Source organism: Kribbella pratensis, from assembly GCF_004365355.1.
Lineage (GTDB): Bacteria > Actinomycetota > Actinomycetes > Propionibacteriales > Kribbellaceae > Kribbella.
The window spans coordinates 1,256,773-1,273,146 of record NZ_SODP01000003.1; the positions used below are offsets into that span (position 1 = coordinate 1,256,773).

Below are 16,374 nucleotides of genomic sequence, written 5' to 3' on the forward strand. Positions count from 1 at the left end.
GGGCCGTGCACGCGCGGTGCGGTGAGGGCCGTGCATGCGCGGTGCGGTGAGGGCCGTGCATGCGCGGTGCGGTGCGGCGTGCGGTGGCCGTTCAGGGGGTCCTGCGGCCCACCTGGCGGCAGCGGGGCCGAGCCTCGGTAGATTGACGTCCATGGGGATTCAGATCGCGCCTAGCATCCTGACCGCCGATTTTGCCCGCCTGGCTGACGAGGCTGCTGCGGTGTCGAACGCGGACTGGCTGCATGTCGACGTGATGGACAACCACTTCGTGCCGAATCTGACTCTCGGGATGCCGATCGTCGAGTCGCTGGCGAAGGCGACCGACTTGCCGCTCGACTGTCACCTGATGATCGAGGACCCGGACCGCTGGGCGCCCGGGTACGTCGAGGCGGGCGCTGCGAGCGTCACGTTCCACATCGAGGCCTGCCGGGCGCCGATCCGGACCGCGCGGGAGATCCGATCCAAGGGAGCGCGGGCTGCAATGGCCCTCAGGCCCGCGACGCCGATCGAGCCCTACGAGGACCTGCTGCCGGAACTCGACATGATCCTGATCATGACTGTCGAGCCCGGCTTCGGCGGCCAGAAGTTCCTCGACATCTGCGTACCCAAGATTCGCCGCACCCGCCAACTGCTGGACAAGCACGGCCTGGACCTGTGGATCGAGATCGATGGCGGTGTCTCGGCCGACACCATCGAGCGGTGCGCCGAGGCGGGCGCCGACGTGTTCGTGGCCGGCTCGGCCGTCTACGCGGCGGACGACCCCAACGCGATGGTCGACAACCTACGCACGCTCGCTGAGCAATCCACCGGCCGGTAGCTCCGGCCCGACGGGCGCCGTTGACTCCGCCGTCGACTCCGCGTCCGAGTGTCGCCGCGCCGGCGATTCCGCCCCTGAGTCCGACACTGAGTCCGACACGGAGTGCTGCGCCGGCGGCACGCGGAGCAGCAACACCACCGACGCGCCGGCGAGTACCGCGGCCAGCAGCCACACGTACCGCACGCCGAACCCCTCGATCACCGCACCCGAGACAGCGGCCCCGATCGCCGCGCCGCCCATCGCCGCGCTGCCCATCCAGCCGAACACCTCGGTCCGCGCCACATCCGGCGTCAACGCACCGAGCCGCTCGTACAGGGCGCCGATCGCCGGCGCCAACGTCAGCCCCGCCACAAACAACGCAATCCCCAACGACACCGACGACCAAGTCGCGAACACGCACAACAGCATCCCCGCCGCCACCAGAGCAGCCCGCCGCCACAAGTACGACGTACGCCGACCAGGCAATGCACCCGCGACAGCGCCACCGACGAGGCTGCCGAACGCCCAGACGGCCTCGAAGATCCCGGCGATCAGCCGTTGACCGTGCTCGTCCGCGAACGCGACGATCCCCAGCGAGATCCCGTTGAACGAGGTCACCCAGAGGCCGAACGCGAGGATCAACGGCAACCGATACCGATGCCAGAGCAACTGCCGCGCAGTCACCTTGGTGTGGTGATCGTGCGGGATCGGCTTGGGTTGTCGAAGCGCATACCACCAGATGAAGACCGCTGACATCGCCGCCGCGAGGAGCACGCCGAGTCGTGGACTGGCCACGCTCACAGCCGTCGCGCCGAGCATCGGCCCGACCATGAACAGCAGCTCCTGCGCCGTCGCATCCACGGAGTACGCCGTCCGCAGTGCCGGGCCCTGCACCACCCGAGGCCAGGCAGCGCGCAACGTCTGCATCACCGGAGGCACCAACGCACCCGCGACCACCGCCAACGCAGGCAGCAACCGATGCAGCCCGGCCGGTAGCAACGCGATCGCGACCAGCGCCACACTCCAGGCGATCCCGGTCACCAACAGCACGCCCCGCGGCCCGCGCCGATCCGCGGCCCGCGACCACATCGGACCGGCAATCGCCGTGCCGATCGAGTACGCCCCGGCCACCACACCGGCCCAGCGGAACGAGCCACTGGCGTCCTTGGCGAGAAAGGCGATCGGCACCATCGTCGCGAGCATCGGCAGCCGCGCGAGCAGCGAAGCCACCAGCAGTGACATCACGCCGCGTGCTCGCCACAACTCTCGGTACCCGGACAACTCCATGCCCCGCATTCTTGCCGCCTCCACCGACAGTTTCCGCCCGGCCACTACGATGAGCCGGTGAGCGAGCACAAACCGGTCGAGAGCTGGCTGACGGACATGGACGGCGTGCTGGTGCACGAGGAGCGCGCGATCCCCGGAGCCGGCGAGTTCATCGCGGCGCTGCAGGCGTCCGGGAAGAAGTTCCTCGTCCTCACCAACAACTCGATCTTCACGCCGCGCGACCTCCATGCCCGTCTGCTTGCCGCCGGCATCGACATCCCGGAGACGGCGATCTGGACCAGCGCGCTCGCGACCGCCCAGTTCATGGACGACCAGCGTCCGGGCGGCACGGCGTACGTGATCGGCGAGGCGGGCCTGACGACCGCGCTGCACGAGATCGGGTACGTCCTGACCGACCGCAACCCCGACTACGTGGTCCTCGGCGAGACCCGGACGTACTCGTTCGAGGCGATCACCAAGGCGATCCGGCTGATCACCGGCGGCGCGCGATTCCTCGCGACCAACCCCGACCCGACCGGCCCGTCGCAGGAGGGCCCGCTGCCCGCGACCGGCTCGGTGGCCGCGCTGATCACCCGGGCGACCGGTGTCGAGCCGTACTTCGTCGGCAAGCCGAACCCGCTGATGATGCGCAGCGCGCTGAACCGGATCGAGGCGCACTCCGAAACCAGCGTGATGATCGGCGACAGAATGGACACGGACATCATCAGCGGACTCGAGGCGGGCCTGCGCAGCGTGCTCGTGCTGTCCGGTTCGACCGGCGAGCACGAGGTCGAGCGGTTCCCGTACCGCCCGACCCGGATCGTCGAGTCGATCGCCGACGTCGTACCGCTGGTGACCGCCCTGGCTTAGGGCCCTGGCTTAGGGCACTGAGTCGGACTAGCAGGTCAAGGTGCGGAAGCCGTACCCCTGCGCCTTGAGGGTCTTGAGGATGAGCGGCAGCGCGGCGATGGTCTGACTGCGGTTACCGCCGCCGTCGTGCATCAGGATCACCGAGCCGCTGTGGACGTTCTTGATCACGCGCTGGACGATGGCCGTCGTGCCCGGCTTGGTCCAGTCGCGCGAGTCGACGGTCCACACGACGAGGTCCTTGCCCAGCGCCTTCGCCCGTTGCTGGACGGCTGCGTTCACCGCGCCGTACGGCGGTCGCAGGCAGCCCGGCGTACTGCCGATCTGTGCGCGGATCGCCTGGTCTGTCGACATGATCTGCTGCCGGAACGCAGTTGCGCTCAGCTTGCGCAGGTCAGCGTGTGTCCAGGTGTGGTTCTCGACGCTGTGGCCGGCGTCGTGGACGCGCTTGGTCAGCTCGGGATGCTTCTGGATGTTCTGCCCGACCTCGAAAAACGTCGCCTTCGCGTCGTACTTCGCCAGGATCTCGAGCACCTTCGGGGTGTACTCGACATCGGGGCCGTCGTCGAAGGTCAGGACGACGTACTTGGTGGGTAGCGGAGTCTTGGTCGGCGTGGCCGTGGCTGTGGCCGTCGCCGGGGCCGCGGCAGGCGGTGCGGGCGTGGCTGGTTTGGCGGGTGACTTCGCGGCCGCGACCACGACCGTGCCGATCACCGCGCTCACCAGCATCATCATCGCCAGACCGATCATCCGGTTCCCGGCGCGCGTCAAGCGAACATCCATGCGTCCCCCAGGGCGGTGGGTGGCTCACTCCTCCCGTCCACCCTGGGCACGATCCCGCCGAAAGCCAGCGCCCACGCCGCTGCCGCGTCAACAAGTAACGAATACCGGACGCCTGTCAGTGACACCACAACGGGTAGAAGAGATATCCCCGCGCTTTGAGCACCTTCAGGATCTTCGGAAGCGCAGCGACGGTTTGACTCCGATTGCCGCCGCCGTCGTGCATCAGGACCACGGATCCGCTCCGCACCTTCGCCAGGACCCGGCGCACGATCACCGATGTACCGGGCCGGCTCCAATCAGCCGGGTCAGCGGTCCAGAGTGTGAGCTTCTTGCCGAGCATGGCAGCTCGTTTCGCGACCACGCGGTTCGTCGCGCCGTACGGCGGTCGCAGGCACCGCGGGGTGTAACCGGTCTGTGCCCGGAGGTAGCGGTCGGTCGTGCGGACCTGGTACTTGAACGTGGCCCAATTGACCTTGGTGAGATTCGGGTGCGACCAGGAGTGGTTCTGCACGCTGTGGCCGAGCTGATCGACCCGCCGGGTGACGGCCGGGTACCGCTTGACGTTCTGGCCGACCTCGAAGAACGTCGCTCGGACGTGGTAGGCCTGAAGGATCTTCAGGATCTGCGCGGTGTAGCGCGCGCTCGGTCCGTCGTCGAAGGTCAGATAGACCCACTTCGGCTTCACCGCCTGCCTCGCCGGCTGCCTTGTCGCCGTGATGTGTGCGGTCGGGGCGGGTGGTGGCTCGGTGCTCACCGTCAGGCCCAGCATCGCTGTCAGCCCGACGGCGAGCACCGCCGAGATCGTCGATCGAGGATGTCTCACCATAACCCCCAGCCATGGTCGGCCCGGCCGCCGGGCCCGACTCCATAGTGGCCCTCGGCAACCATTTACGCCAGGCCCCGCGGCCCGCGCGATCGCGACCCGCTCAGCCGTGATGTTGTTCGTAGTGGGCCACGGCGTCCGCGGTTCGGCCGGTGCCGTAGGCCAGGAGTAACTCGGCCAGGGCCGGTGACTCCGGAGCGATGGCGGCGGCTGCCCGCTGGAGCTCGTCGGTCGACGCGACCTCGCGCAGCAGGTCCTGGATCGCTCTCACGATGGTCCGGGCCGGGACGGCGCCGTCGTTGGGTGGCATCACGGCCGCGGCGGGCCAGGCGGATTGCGTGCCGGACGCAACATGCGCCCCGGCGACCCCTGGCGGCTGAGCTCCGAGCCCTGGCGGAGTCGCGTACGGCGGTGTGCCGCCTTGGGCCGGCGACTGCGTGGTCGGTCCGGAGGTGGTGAGCGCGCCGTTCGTCGCCCGGATCCGGTCCACCGCGTCTGGAATGTCAAACTCCTGGATCTCATGGGTGATCACCAGGTCGGCGAGCTCCGACGCGGCGCGCAGCCGTGACATCACCGCCGGGTTGCCGATCTTGACCCGCTGGGCGCTGACCAACTGCGACAGCATCGGCGCTGACAGTCCGATCACCTGCGCGAGCCCGCCTTGGGTCAGCCCGAGCGGAGCCAGCACGCGTCGTACAGTCTCCCCGAGCGGCTCGCCGTACAGCTCGATCTGCTGCTGGATGTTGTGCGCCGTCTGGTCCATCGGTCTACCCCTTCCACCGCTATCGCATCGCGATTGCAAACATCTTCGCACTTGCGAACAGAGATTTCCAGCCAGGATTCGACTTGACATTTGCAATCGCAAACTGTCAGGGTTTGCGGCAGCGAATTTCACTGGAGGACACGATGACGACTCACCAGGGACACCGCCGCCGCCCCGCGGTGTGGGCGCTCCTCGCCATCACACTGACCGGCGTGCTGGCCGGGCTGACGACCGGATCCGCCGTGGCCGACCCTGCTCCGTCCGGCGGCAAGCTCGTCCTGGTGCTCGACTCGTCCGGCTCGATGAAGGAGCCGGCCGGCGACGGGCAGACGAAGATCGCCGCAGCCCGGACCGCCCTGACCCAGGTGGTGACCAAGCTCCCGACGGCCGCCGAGGTCGGCCTGCGGGTGTATGGCGCGACCGTGTTCAAACGCACCCAGCCCGGTGCCTGCACCGACACCCAGCTGACCGTCCCGATCGGCACGAACAACCGGCCCCAGCTGCAGGCCGCGATCGCGAAGTACAAGCCGTATGGCGAGACTCCGATCGGCTATGCGTTGCAGCAGGCGGCCAAGGATCTCGGCCCGGTCGGCCAGCGCACCATCGTGCTGGTGTCCGACGGCGAGGCCACCTGTGCGCCGGATCCCTGTGTGGTGGCGCAGTCGATCGCCAAGCAGGGCATCGAGCTGAAGATCGACGTGGTCGGGTTCCGCGTCGCCGGGAAGGCCCGCACGCAGCTGCAGTGTGTCGCTCGTGAGGGCCGCGGCGACTACTACGACGCCGACTCGACGCTCGACCTCGAGGCCGGCCTGGATCGGCTTTCCACCCGAGCCTTCCGCCCGTTCCGCATCTCCGGTACGCCGGTCCACGGCGGACCGCAGCAGGAGGGCGCGCCAACTCTTGCCCCGGGCCACTACTCGGACACCTTCGGCAACGACCAGACCGCGAAGTACTACCTGCTCAAGCGGACGATGGCGAACTCCACGCTGCGCGCTGGAGTCAGCTTCCGGCGGCCTTCGGGCGGCAGCTTCGTGCTCAAGGCCGAGGTTTTCGTGAAGACCATCGGTGGTGAGAACTGTGGCTGGAGCTATCCGCTCGCGTTCGACGGGGATCAGGGCATCGCGACCGGCGCCGCCTCCAGTTGGACCGGTGACTACCCCAAGGGCTGCTCCACCGACGATCAGTTGGTGCTGACGGTCTCCGCCGGTGACGCCTTCCGCGAGATGAAGGGCGTTCCGTACGAGCTGCGCGTGGACGAGGAGCCGCCGGTCGAAGCCACCACTCAGCTGCCGCCCGAAGCCGATGACCCGACCTGGACGCCGATGCCGGGTGTCACTCCGCGGGCGATCGTTCCAGGCTCGAGCTTCGCCGATGCGCCGCTCATCACCCCGGGCAGCTTCAAGACGACGCTGATGCCCGGCGAGGTGCAGCTCTACCGGATCAAGGCCGACTGGGGCCAGCGCATCCAGGCGCAGGCGACGGTGCCGAAGCTCGGGGCGGCGACCGCGAAGGCGATCGACGGGATCCGGTACCTCGACATGGGGCTGATCTCACCGCTGGGCGAGGACGTCATCGCCACGTTCGCCAAGCAGGTGCCGGGCAACGTCGGCCGGCGTGGGGTGCTGACCAAGGACGGGGTCGTCAAGGCGAACACGACCAAGGAGATCCGGTACCTCAACCGCGACGGCGCGAACACCATGGACAAGGGCACGGCGGTGCCCGGTGAGTACTACATCGCGCTCTCCGTGACGCGCAAGGACGACGACAAGCCGTTCGCCATCCCGATGACGCTGACCGTCGCCCTGGAAGGCACGGCCGGGACGGGCAAGCCGACATACGTCGACGGCGCGACTCCTGTGTCGGGCGACTCGATCACACCGACGCCGACTGCGCAGCCATCGGCCTCGGAGACGCCCGGTGACGGCAACAAGACTGAAGCCGGCGGTCCGATCCAGGGCGGCGCGGACTCAGGCGACGGCACTCCCGTCGGCCTGATCGCGGGCCTCGGTGGCGGGGGCGTGCTCCTGCTGCTGATCGGGGTGCTCGTCGTACTCCGTCTCCGCGCGAAGCCTGCCGCCGCGCAGGCCACCGGGACCTCGCAGCACGGGCAGCACCAGTACCCATCGCAGTACCCGAACCAGGGAAGCTACCAGCAGTATCCGAACCAGGCTGGCCAGCCGCAGTACCCGAACCAGGGTGGCCGGCAGCCCTACCCGAACCAGGGCGGCCAGCCGCCGCAGCAGCCGCCGCACCGTTAATCCAGTGCATGCCCGCCCGGATCACCGCTTGGTGTTCCGGGCGGTGGGTTTCCGGGCGTGGGCGGTTGGGGCGGTAGGTTCTGGCGGGTGGAGGCGTTCGCCGGGCGGTATCAGCTGATCGACCTCGTCGGGACCGGAGGCATGGGTTCGGTCTGGCGGGCGTGGGACCTGCGGCGGGCCGCGTACGTGGCGGCGAAGGTGCTGGGACAGCACGATGCGGCGACGCTGCTGCGGTTCGTGCGGGAACAGTCGCTGCGGATCGAGCACCCGCACGTCGTGGCTCCGCACGGATGGGCCGCGGACGACGACAAGGTCGTGTTCGCGATGGAGCTGGTTCGGGGCGGGTCGGTCGCGACGCTGCTCGGCGATCATGGTCCGTTGCCTCAGTCGTACGTCGCCGTGCTGGTTGATCAGCTGTTGCACGGGCTGTCCGCGGTGCATGCGGCCCGCGTCGTACATCGGGATGTGAAGCCGGCCAATCTGCTGCTCGATGCCACTGGTACCGGACTGCCGCGTCTGCGCCTGTCGGACTTCGGCGTCGCCGGCCTCCTCGACGAACCGCGCATGACCCGCCACAGCACGATCCTCGGCACGCCCGGGTACCTCGCTCCGGAACAGGTGGCCGGCGCGGACCCGGACCCCCGCCAGGACCTGTACGCCGTCGGCGCCGTCACAGCCGAACTCCTCACCGGCGAGCGCCCCGGCACAGCTGGCCAACTTCCGGACCTCGACGGGGCCCTGGGCGAGTTCGTCCGTCGCTTGACGGCGAAGAACCCATCCGAGCGCCCCGACTCCGCAGCCTCCGCCGGGCGCCTGCTGGCCGCGACCGGCGCCGTACCTCCCCCAGGAACCGAGCCATGGGCCCGAGACCCCGACGCCCCCGAGGTCTTCGACCAGCTCCCACCCCTCCCACCGAACTGGACCTCCTCCGGCTCACGCACGCACCAACCACCCCCAACACCCAGCACCTCGAACTGGACCCCTGGCAGCCCCCGCGCCCACCAGCCGTCGCCAACACCCAGCGCCTTGAGCTGGACCCCCGACAGTTCGCGCGCCCACCAGACGTCGCCAACACCCAGCACCTCGAACGCGGGATCCGGGCAAGCGGCCGCGCAAGCCGCTACGCGCGGTGTCGCCGCACCCCTTGTGGGCGAAGCTTCCACCTCCCAGCCGCCGGCTGACGAGCCACCGCTGCACCCGTCTGGAGCCCCCGCGGCGGGGACGCGGCTGCGTTCGTCTGGTGCTGCCGCGGCGGGGACGCCGCTGCGTTCGTCTGGTGCTGCCGCGGCCGGGACGCCGCTGGGCTGGTCTGGTGCTGCCGCGTCAGGGATGCCGGTGGGGTCGTCTGGAGCCGCTGCTGCCAGGGCACCTGCGAGCTCGCCTGCAGCTGGCATGCCTGCTTCTGTGGGTGAGGTCGCTTCTGGTTCCTCGGAGAGGGTTGTCGCTGCCGGTGTGCCGGCACGCGTGAATGCAGTCGCGTCGGCTCCTGCTGGGGCGCGGGTTCTGCGGGTGGTTGCGGTTGGGTGTTTTGTGGGGGCGGTCGCGTTGTTGGGGAGTGCAGCCTGGTTGCTGTTCCGGTGAGGGGTAATTCACGGGAACAGGTCGGGTGGGGCGTGGAAGACTGTCGGTGATGGGTTCGACAGTGGTCGCTGGGGCGAAGAGTGACCGGGTGCGGCTGATGGTGGCTGCGCTGGCGATCACTACGACGGTTGGGTACGGCGTACTCACCTATGCATTCAGCGCCCTGCTCGGGCCGATGAGCGCGGAGCTGTCCATCTCCACCACCACGGCGGTTGGAGCGTCGACCACCGCAGTACTTGTGAGCGGTCTGATGTCGATACCAGTTGGGCGTCGGCTGGACGTGCGGGGTGGGCGCGGGCTGATGTCGAGCGGCTCGGTGCTGGCTGCCATCGCCGTACTGGGGTGGTCGCAGGTCCAGGACGTCGCTCAGTTGTACGCCGTGTTCGTGGTGATCGGCGTTGCCTGCGCGATGGTCTTGTATCCGCCCGCGTTCGCCGTCGTGGTCGCCGTCGCCGAGCCCGCCAAGCGGACGAACTCCATCCTCACGATCACGCTGGTCGGCGGGTTGGCCAGTTCGATCTTCCTGCCGCTCACCGGGTACCTCGCCCACGCGCACGGCTGGCGTACGGCGCTGATCATCTTGGCCTGCACCCTCGCCGCGATCACCGTCCCGCTCCACCTCCTCGCCATCCACCCCGGCCCACCACGCCCTGTCGACCGCCCTGTCGACCGCCCTGTCGACCGCCCTGTCGACCGCGCCGCCGACCGCGCCGCCGACCGCGCCTTCGACGGGCCAGCCGACAGTGCGGAGCTCGGTGCGAGGCGGGCGGGTTCGCCCCGCAGGGTGCTTCGGGATCCTGGGTTCTGGGTGCTTGCGGGAGGGTTCGTTGTGCATAGTGGGGCGCTGGCGGTTATCTCCGTGCACCTGGTGCTGTACCTGGTCAGCCTCGGCCACCCGCCGGCTCGAGCGGCCAGCCTCGCGGGCCTACTTGGGCTGATGTCGGTGACTGGCCGCCTGGTGACCAGCGTGTCCGCGCGGTGGTTGCCGATGGCGACGATCACTGCGCTGATCCTGTCCATCCAGGCAGTCGCGATCGCTCTGCTGCCGGTCGTCGGGCGCCAGGTCGCGGGGGCGATCGGGTGCCTGGTGCTGTTCGGGCTCGGGTTCGGGGTGTCGTCGATCGCGACACCGGCGATCCTGCTCGAGCGGTACGGCGCGGCCGGGTTCGGGACGATCGCCGGGATGCTGGGTACGCCGACCACGATCGCGAAGGCGCTCGGACCGCTCGGCGGCGCCGGGCTGGCCGACGCGTTCGGGTACCGGCCGCTGGTCCTCGCCGTCGCGGTGGCGTGCGCGGTGGCAGCGGGCGCTCTGGCCCTCACCCGGCGGATCGCGCCGAGCCGGCATCAGGTGGAGGAACGGACCACGATGTGACCTGGGTCGTGGTGCGGGTTGCGGGGAGGGGCATACTTGAACCACGAGTGAACCCACTCGCGTGCTCCGGGGTCGGTGTAATTCCGAGCCGGCGGTGATAGTCCGCGACCCGGCTGCTGCAGTTCGGCAGCTGGTTGACCTGGTGGAATTCCGGGACCGACGGTGAAAGTCCGGATGGGAGGCGCACGCGGTCGGCGGGTGTGCTCTGACGTCCGGTCGGGACGTGCGCGAGGTGGCGGCGTACGGCGAAGCCCGGGTGGCGGAGCGTGGTCGCCGGTCGTCACGAGACCCCGGTAGTGCGTCCGTGACGACGAGGGACCGAAGAGCAGTGAGCAACGCTTCGCCGATGGATGTCGCGTGGATGCGGCGTGCGGTCGAACTGGCCGCGAAAGGTGTCGGCAGCACCCATCCGAACCCGGTCGTCGGTTGTGTCATCACCGGCCCGGACGGGCATCCGGTCGGTGAGGGCTTCCACGCCGTTGCCGGTGGTCCGCATGCCGAGGTCGAGGCGCTCCGAATGGCCGGAGCGCGGGCCCGTGGCGGTACGGCGTACGTCACGCTCGAGCCCTGCAACCACACCGGCCGGACCGGCCCGTGCGCCGACGCCCTGATCGAGGCCGGGATCGCGCGCGTCGTGTACGCCGTACCGGACCCGAACCGTACTGCGGCCGGCGGCGCCGACAAGCTGGCGAGCAAGAGCATCGAGGTCGTCGAGGGCGTACTGCGGGACGAGGCCGAGGCGGTCAACCAAGTGTGGCTGCACAGTGTTCGGACGGGTCGCCCGTTCGTCACCTGGAAGTTCGCGACCACGCTCGACGGACGCTCCGCGGCCCCGGACCGGACGAGCAAGTGGATCACCGGCCCGATCGCGCGCGCCGACGTACACCGGCATCGGGCGGAGTGCGACGCGATTGCCGTCGGCACCCAGACCGTGCTGGACGACGACCCCGAACTCACGGTCCGCGACGAGACCGACGTACCGGCGGCGCGACAGCCGCTGCGGGTCGTCGTCGGCGACCGCGAGATCCCGCCGACCGCGCGGGTCCGCAACGACCGCGCGGCAACGTTGCTGCTGCCGACCCATGATCCCGCCGAGGTGCTCCGGCAGCTGGACGACCGGCAGATCCGGCACCTGTGGCTCGAGGGCGGCCCGACGCTGGCCGCGGCGTTCGTACGCGCCGGTCTGGTCGACGAGATCATCGCGTACGTCGCCCCGGCGGTCCTCGGTTCCGGGTTCGCGGCGGTCGGCGATCTCGGCGCGGAATCGATCGACCACCTTCGGCGGTTCAAGCTAGCGGACGTCAGCCGGCTGGGTGACGACGTCCGGCTGACCCTGGTTCCTCTGGGAGGAAAGTAGATGTTCACCGGCATCATCGAAGAACTCGGCACGGTCGAGTCCTTGGACCTGCTCGACGGCGACGCCGCGAGGCTCACGATCCTCGGGCCGAAGGTGACCGAGGACGCCGGCCACGGCGACTCGATCGCGGTCAACGGCTGTTGCCTGACGGTGGTCGAGTACGGCGACGGTGTGTTCACCGCGGACGTGATGCGCGAGACGTTGCAGCGCACCAGCCTCGGCGGCCTCGACAAGGGCTCGTCGGTCAACCTGGAGCGTGCCGTCACCGCACATGCGCGGCTGGGCGGCCACATCGTCCAGGGGCATGTCGACGGCACCGGCACCATCGCGAGCCGTACGCCGGGGGAGCACTGGGAGGACGTCCGGATCGCGACGACGCCGGAGATCCTCAAATACATCGCCGAGAAGGGTTCGATCGCGGTCGACGGGGTCTCGCTGACCGTGACCGACGTCGACGACGCGTCCGGGACGTTCGGGATCAGCCTGATCCCGACCACGCTCGAACTGACCGTTCTCGGCCGGAACAAGGTCGGCGACACGGTCAACCTCGAGGTCGACGTGATCGCGAAGTACGTCGAGAGACTAATTGCTGGAGGCAACAAGTGAACCCGATCGACTGGCTGTTGCACTCCCAGGTGACGATCGCCGGCTCGCCGGTGCTCGTCCGGGAGATCGTCGGCAACGTGTTCGGTCTGGCCAGCGCGCTGTTCGGCATGCGCCGGCTCGTCGCCGCGTGGCCGGTCGGCATCGTCGGCAACGTGCTGCTGTTCACGGTCTTCGTCGGCGGGATCTTCGACACCCCGCAGGACAAGGACCTCTGGGGCCAGGCGGGCCGGCAGGTGTTCTTCGCGCTGATCAGCCTGTACGGGTGGTACCGCTGGTACCAGACCCGTCACCAGGGTGCTGCGAAGGGCGTGCAGCCGCGCTGGGCGACCACGCGCGAGCGGATCGAACTGCTCGGGCTTGCGGTCGTGCTGTACGCGATCTCGTACTTCGTACTGCGTGAGCTCGGCTCGTGGGGGCCGCAGTGGGATGCGTGGATCCTGACCGGTTCGATCCTGGCTACGTACGGGATGGCCCGCGGGTTCGTCGAGTTCTGGCTGATCTGGGTCGCGGTCGACGTGGTCGGCGTACCGCTGCTGGTGCAGGCGAAGTTCTATCCGTCGGCGACGATGTACGTCGTGTACGGACTGTTCTGCGTGGTCGGATTCGCGTCGTGGTGGAAGATCCAGAACCGGGAGCGGGTTGCTCCGCCGGAACCAGTGGTGGTGGGCTGAGATGGGTAACGTCTTGAAACTCGACACGATCGAGCATGCGATCGACGAGATCCGCGCCGGGCGACCGGTGATCGTGGTCGACGACGAGGACCGCGAGAACGAGGGCGACCTGATCTTCGCCGCGTCCAAGGCGACGCCGGAATTGCTGGCGTTCCTGATCCGCTACAGCTCCGGCGTGGTGTGCGTGCCGATGGAGGGCTCGGAGCTCGATCGGCTCGGGATCCCGTTGATGACGCCGCACAACCGCGAGCGGATGCGGACGGCGTACACGATCTCGGTCGATGCGCGGGACGGGATCAGCACCGGTATCTCGGCGGCTGACCGGGCCCGGACGATCCGGGTACTGACGGATTCGGCCTCGGAGTCGTACGACCTTGTGCAGCCGGGGCACGTGTTTCCGTTGCGCGGGCGCGAGGGCGGCGTACTCGTGCGGCCCGGCCACACCGAGGCGTCGATCGACCTGGCGCGGCTGGCTGGACTGACGCCGGCTGCGGTCATCTCGGAGATGGTGAACGACGACGGGACGATGAAGCGCGGCGCGGAGCTGCGGGCGTTCGCCGACGAGCACGGTCTGGTGCTGGTCTCGATCGACGACCTGATCCGGTACCGGCGTCGTACGGAGTCTCAGATCGAGCGCGTCGCGACCACGACGCTACCCACGCAGTACGGCGATTTCGTTGCCCACGGCTACCGCAACACGGTGGACGGGTCGGAGCAGCTCGCGTTGGTGCGCGGGGCGATCGGCGATGGTCCGACTCTGGTGCGGCTGCACTCGGAGTGTCTGACCGGGGACGTGTTCGGGTCGCTGCGGTGCGACTGTGGGCCGCAGTTGGACGAGGCGATGCGACAGGTCGCGGCCGAGGGTGGCGTGGTGGTCTACCTGCGCGGTCATGAGGGGCGTGGGATCGGGTTGCTGCACAAGCTGCAGGCGTACGAACTGCAGGACGCCGGCCGGGACACGGTCGACGCGAACCTCGACCTCGGGCTGCCCGCCGATGCTCGCGATTACGGCACTGGAGCGCAGATCCTGGCCGATCTGGGCGTGACTTCCGTGCGGCTGCTCACCAACAATCCCGACAAGCTCGCGGGGGTCCAGGGCTACGGCATCGACGTGGTCGAGCGTCGTGGGATCTTGATCGACCCGACCGAGCACAACCTGCGGTACCTGCGGACCAAGCGCGACCGGATGGGGCATCACCTGCCGGGCGGCGTACTCACGGAAGAGAACGGAGCCGGCTGATGTCGGGCAGTGGAGCACCAACCATCGAAGCCCCGCGGGTCGACGGCGCCCGCGTCGCCATCGTCGCGGCCCAGTGGCACCCGAAGGTCACCGACGGCCTACTCGCCGGCGCCGTGCGTGCGTTGGAGGACTCTGGGGTGAGCGACTACACGGTCATCCGCGTGCCCGGTTCCTTCGAACTGCCGGTCGCTTCGTTGCATGCAGCAAAGTCCGGGTACGACGCGGTGGTCGCGCTCGGCGTGGTGATCCGCGGCGACACCCCGCACTTCGAATACGTCTGCCAGGCGGCGACCGACGGTCTGATGCAGGTCGGCGTCACCACGGGGATCCCGGTCGGCTTCGGCGTACTCACCTGCGACAACGACCCGCAGGCCCTCGACCGCGCCGGGCTCCCCGACAGCCGCGAAGACAAGGGCTACGAGGCAACCCAGGCCGCTCTCTCGACCTTGGCGGCCATCCGCAAACTGTAGCCGCGGAGTTTGCGGAACTTTTCTGCCGCCCAGCGACCATTCGTTTCCACAAAGACGGGCTGCCCGCCGGGTCGGCTCGCCGTCACAGGGACAGCAGCGTCGGGAAGTCACTCGGCTCCGGCGAGGACGCCCGTGATCCGTCCACGTGCACACGGACCAGCCTGGATTCTCAAACCAGGTAGCCAGCCGATCCACCTCGATCCAGGCACCCGCCGCCACATGGCAGTCGCCCGCGAGCGCCAGCGAGCACCGCGGGCGGTAGCCCGCAACTCCCGGCGGCAGCCGGGCACTTCCGGCGCCAAGCCGGCACCCCGGCGGTAGCCGGGCACTTCCGGCGCCAAGCCGGCACCCCGGCGGCAGCCGGGCACTCCCGGCGATAAGCCGAAAGGATGCACCGGCGGTAGCCGGGGGTGGGTGGGTGCGTGTGGAGCGGGCGCGGTGAGGAGCGGAGCGACGAAGGTAGCGCCCGCGTAGCACGCGGGGGTGTACCTCACGCAGTACGTCACCCGATCCGGGTGTGGTTCATGTGCCAGTTGGCGGTCCAGGTCTGACCGCCGTCGGTGGAGAAGGACTGTTCCCACGAGGCCTTGTCGACGCCGCGGGTCCACAGGAAGCGGACGTCTATCGGTTGGCCGTTGAGTTCGTCGGGGCCTTCGAAGGTGCCGGTGTCGCCCTTGAACGAGCCGATGACGGGGGTTTCGAGGTGGCCGCGTTGGCTGTTGATCCAGTGGATTGCCCAGGTGCGGGACGTGGGGTCATAGAGGCGGAATGTCGCACCCCGGAAGCCCTCGGTGGGGTACCAGCCTTCGTCGACGCTGATTGCGCCGTCGAAGTACGTCGTACCTTCCAGTTCGGCGTCGAACTCGTGCCACTCGAAGGGCTCGCCGAGCACCGGACGGCGGCGGAGGTTGTGGAACGACCAGCGGCCGACCAGGAAGTCGAAGTCGTCGGTGAGCTTCGGTACGTCGAGGGCGGGCGGGGGATCGGCGCGCCGGGTGAAGTCCATGATCCAGTTGGTTTCCCAGGTCTTGCCGCCGTCGCTGGAGTACGCCTGCTCCCAGTGCGCCGTTTTCTCGGTGATGTCCGACCATTCGTAGCTGCACAGAATCGGGAACCCGTCGAGCGAGTCCTCGCCGACGAGCCGGCACGAGGTCCCGTCCTCCGACCAGCCGCCGTGCACTGGTGGATAGAGCTTCATCGTCCGGCTGTCGACCCACCAGATGCTCCATTGACGAGCCTCCGGGTCGAACACGCGCAGCGACAACCCGTACGACCCCTTTGTCGGGAAGCGCATCTCGTCGATGCTGATCTGTCCGTCGAAGTACGTGTGGGCGGTCGTGGTCCCGTCGTACTCGAGCCACTCGTCGCAGTTGGCGAAGGCCTGTTTCAGCGTGCGGTGGTGGACGTCGAAGTACCCGTTGAGGAAGTCGAAGTCGCCGGTGACCTTGTTCCATGTCGTCATGCACCCAAGCCTGCCGGTCATACCTGACAGTCCATGGCAGTGTTCGCGGCTAACCT

General features: G+C 68.9%; 15 protein-coding genes and 1 riboswitch. Of the genes, 10 read left to right on the forward strand and 5 right to left on the reverse strand.

Annotated features, from left to right (window positions below; genetic code table 11):
* Positions 1-151 precede the first annotated feature (151 nt).
* Positions 152-817 (forward strand): ribulose-phosphate 3-epimerase, encoded by a 666-nt coding sequence (gene rpe, locus EV653_RS34000; protein WP_134109095.1) that lies wholly within the window; start codon positions 152-154, stop codon positions 815-817.
* On the opposite strand, the gene EV653_RS34005 is transcribed toward rpe, so the two are convergent.
* Positions 782-2,083: an MFS transporter gene (locus EV653_RS34005; protein ID WP_238160610.1), complete on the reverse strand. Its 1,302-nt coding sequence runs from the start codon at positions 2,081-2,083 to the stop codon at positions 782-784. The genes rpe and EV653_RS34005 overlap by 36 nt on opposite strands.
* 96 nt (positions 2,084-2,179) lie before the next feature.
* Between EV653_RS34005 and EV653_RS34010 the strand changes: the two genes are divergently transcribed.
* Positions 2,180-2,932, forward strand: a complete 753-nt coding sequence (locus EV653_RS34010; RefSeq protein WP_134109469.1) for an HAD-IIA family hydrolase — start codon at positions 2,180-2,182, stop codon at positions 2,930-2,932.
* Between the two features lie 27 nt (positions 2,933-2,959).
* On the opposite strand, the gene EV653_RS34015 is transcribed toward EV653_RS34010, so the two are convergent.
* The 3 genes from EV653_RS34015 to EV653_RS34025 all read right to left on the reverse strand — a co-directional run bounded on the left by EV653_RS34015 (position 2,960) and on the right by EV653_RS34025 (position 5,298).
* On the reverse strand, positions 2,960-3,712 hold the full coding sequence (locus EV653_RS34015; protein WP_238160611.1) for a polysaccharide deacetylase family protein: 753 nt from the start codon (positions 3,710-3,712) through the stop codon (positions 2,960-2,962).
* 115 nt (positions 3,713-3,827) lie between these two features.
* Positions 3,828-4,538, reverse strand: coding sequence for a polysaccharide deacetylase family protein (locus tag EV653_RS34020; protein ID WP_238160612.1), 711 nt, complete (start codon positions 4,536-4,538; stop codon positions 3,828-3,830).
* Between the two features lie 100 nt (positions 4,539-4,638).
* Positions 4,639-5,298, reverse strand: a complete 660-nt coding sequence (locus tag EV653_RS34025; protein WP_134109099.1) for a DNA-binding protein — start codon at positions 5,296-5,298, stop codon at positions 4,639-4,641.
* 143 nt (positions 5,299-5,441) lie between these two features.
* Between EV653_RS34025 and EV653_RS34030 the strand changes: the two genes are divergently transcribed.
* From EV653_RS34030 to ribH, 8 genes are all read left to right on the forward strand, one after another.
* Positions 5,442-7,556: a VWA domain-containing protein gene (locus EV653_RS34030; RefSeq protein ID WP_134109101.1), complete on the forward strand. Its 2,115-nt coding sequence runs from the start codon at positions 5,442-5,444 to the stop codon at positions 7,554-7,556.
* Between the two features lie 87 nt (positions 7,557-7,643).
* A complete protein-coding gene (locus EV653_RS42370) occupies positions 7,644-9,137 on the forward strand; it encodes a serine/threonine-protein kinase (RefSeq protein ID WP_238160613.1) in 1,494 nt (497 codons plus the stop codon).
* Positions 9,138-9,186: 49 nt separating this feature from the next.
* A complete protein-coding gene (locus EV653_RS34040) occupies positions 9,187-10,512 on the forward strand; it encodes an MFS transporter (RefSeq protein ID WP_202871944.1) in 1,326 nt (441 codons plus the stop codon).
* 58 nt (positions 10,513-10,570) lie between these two features.
* Positions 10,571-10,702: riboswitch (FMN riboswitch) on the forward strand.
* A gap of 156 nt (positions 10,703-10,858) precedes the next feature.
* Entirely contained in the window at positions 10,859-11,869 is a 1,011-nt protein-coding gene (gene ribD / locus EV653_RS34045) for a bifunctional diaminohydroxyphosphoribosylaminopyrimidine deaminase/5-amino-6-(5-phosphoribosylamino)uracil reductase RibD (RefSeq protein WP_134109103.1), read from the forward strand.
* Entirely contained in the window at positions 11,870-12,475 is a 606-nt protein-coding gene (locus tag EV653_RS34050; protein WP_134109105.1) for a riboflavin synthase, read from the forward strand.
* Positions 12,472-13,146, forward strand: coding sequence for a nicotinamide riboside transporter PnuC (pnuC, locus tag EV653_RS34055; RefSeq protein ID WP_134109107.1), 675 nt, complete (start codon positions 12,472-12,474; stop codon positions 13,144-13,146). The genes EV653_RS34050 and pnuC overlap by 4 nt, the downstream gene beginning before the upstream one ends.
* Before the next feature lies 1 nt (position 13,147).
* Positions 13,148-14,386 carry a bifunctional 3,4-dihydroxy-2-butanone-4-phosphate synthase/GTP cyclohydrolase II gene (locus EV653_RS34060; protein WP_134109109.1) on the forward strand — a complete coding sequence of 413 codons (1,239 nt, stop codon included), beginning with the start codon at positions 13,148-13,150 and terminating at the stop codon, positions 14,384-14,386.
* Positions 14,386-14,856, forward strand: coding sequence for a 6,7-dimethyl-8-ribityllumazine synthase (gene ribH, locus EV653_RS34065; RefSeq protein ID WP_134109111.1), 471 nt, complete (start codon positions 14,386-14,388; stop codon positions 14,854-14,856). The genes EV653_RS34060 and ribH overlap by 1 nt, the downstream gene beginning before the upstream one ends.
* A 502-nt stretch (positions 14,857-15,358) precedes the next feature.
* Here ribH and EV653_RS41815 read toward each other — a convergent pair.
* Positions 15,359-16,318, reverse strand: coding sequence for a hypothetical protein (locus EV653_RS41815; RefSeq protein WP_202871945.1), 960 nt, complete (start codon positions 16,316-16,318; stop codon positions 15,359-15,361).
* Positions 16,319-16,374: the final 56 nt, after the last annotated feature.

Coding starts and splice junctions, on each gene's coding strand:
- EV653_RS34060 (WP_134109109.1), top strand. CDS start 13,148: ATGGGTAACGTCTTGAAACTCGACACGATCGAGCATGCGATCGACGAG.
- EV653_RS34015 (WP_238160611.1), bottom strand. CDS start 3,712: ATGGATGTTCGCTTGACGCGCGCCGGGAACCGGATGATCGGTCTGGCG.
- ribD (WP_134109103.1), top strand. CDS start 10,859: ATGGATGTCGCGTGGATGCGGCGTGCGGTCGAACTGGCCGCGAAAGGT.
- ribH (WP_134109111.1), top strand. CDS start 14,386: ATGTCGGGCAGTGGAGCACCAACCATCGAAGCCCCGCGGGTCGACGGC.
- EV653_RS34025 (WP_134109099.1), bottom strand. CDS start 5,298: ATGGACCAGACGGCGCACAACATCCAGCAGCAGATCGAGCTGTACGGC.
- EV653_RS34010 (WP_134109469.1), top strand. CDS start 2,180: ATGGACGGCGTGCTGGTGCACGAGGAGCGCGCGATCCCCGGAGCCGGC.
- EV653_RS34005 (WP_238160610.1), bottom strand. CDS start 2,083: ATGGAGTTGTCCGGGTACCGAGAGTTGTGGCGAGCACGCGGCGTGATG.
- EV653_RS34040 (WP_202871944.1), top strand. CDS start 9,187: ATGGGTTCGACAGTGGTCGCTGGGGCGAAGAGTGACCGGGTGCGGCTG.
- EV653_RS41815 (WP_202871945.1), bottom strand. CDS start 16,318: ATGACGACATGGAACAAGGTCACCGGCGACTTCGACTTCCTCAACGGG.
- EV653_RS34020 (WP_238160612.1), bottom strand. CDS start 4,538: ATGGTGAGACATCCTCGATCGACGATCTCGGCGGTGCTCGCCGTCGGG.
- EV653_RS34050 (WP_134109105.1), top strand. CDS start 11,870: ATGTTCACCGGCATCATCGAAGAACTCGGCACGGTCGAGTCCTTGGAC.
- EV653_RS34030 (WP_134109101.1), top strand. CDS start 5,442: ATGACGACTCACCAGGGACACCGCCGCCGCCCCGCGGTGTGGGCGCTC.
- rpe (WP_134109095.1), top strand. CDS start 152: ATGGGGATTCAGATCGCGCCTAGCATCCTGACCGCCGATTTTGCCCGC.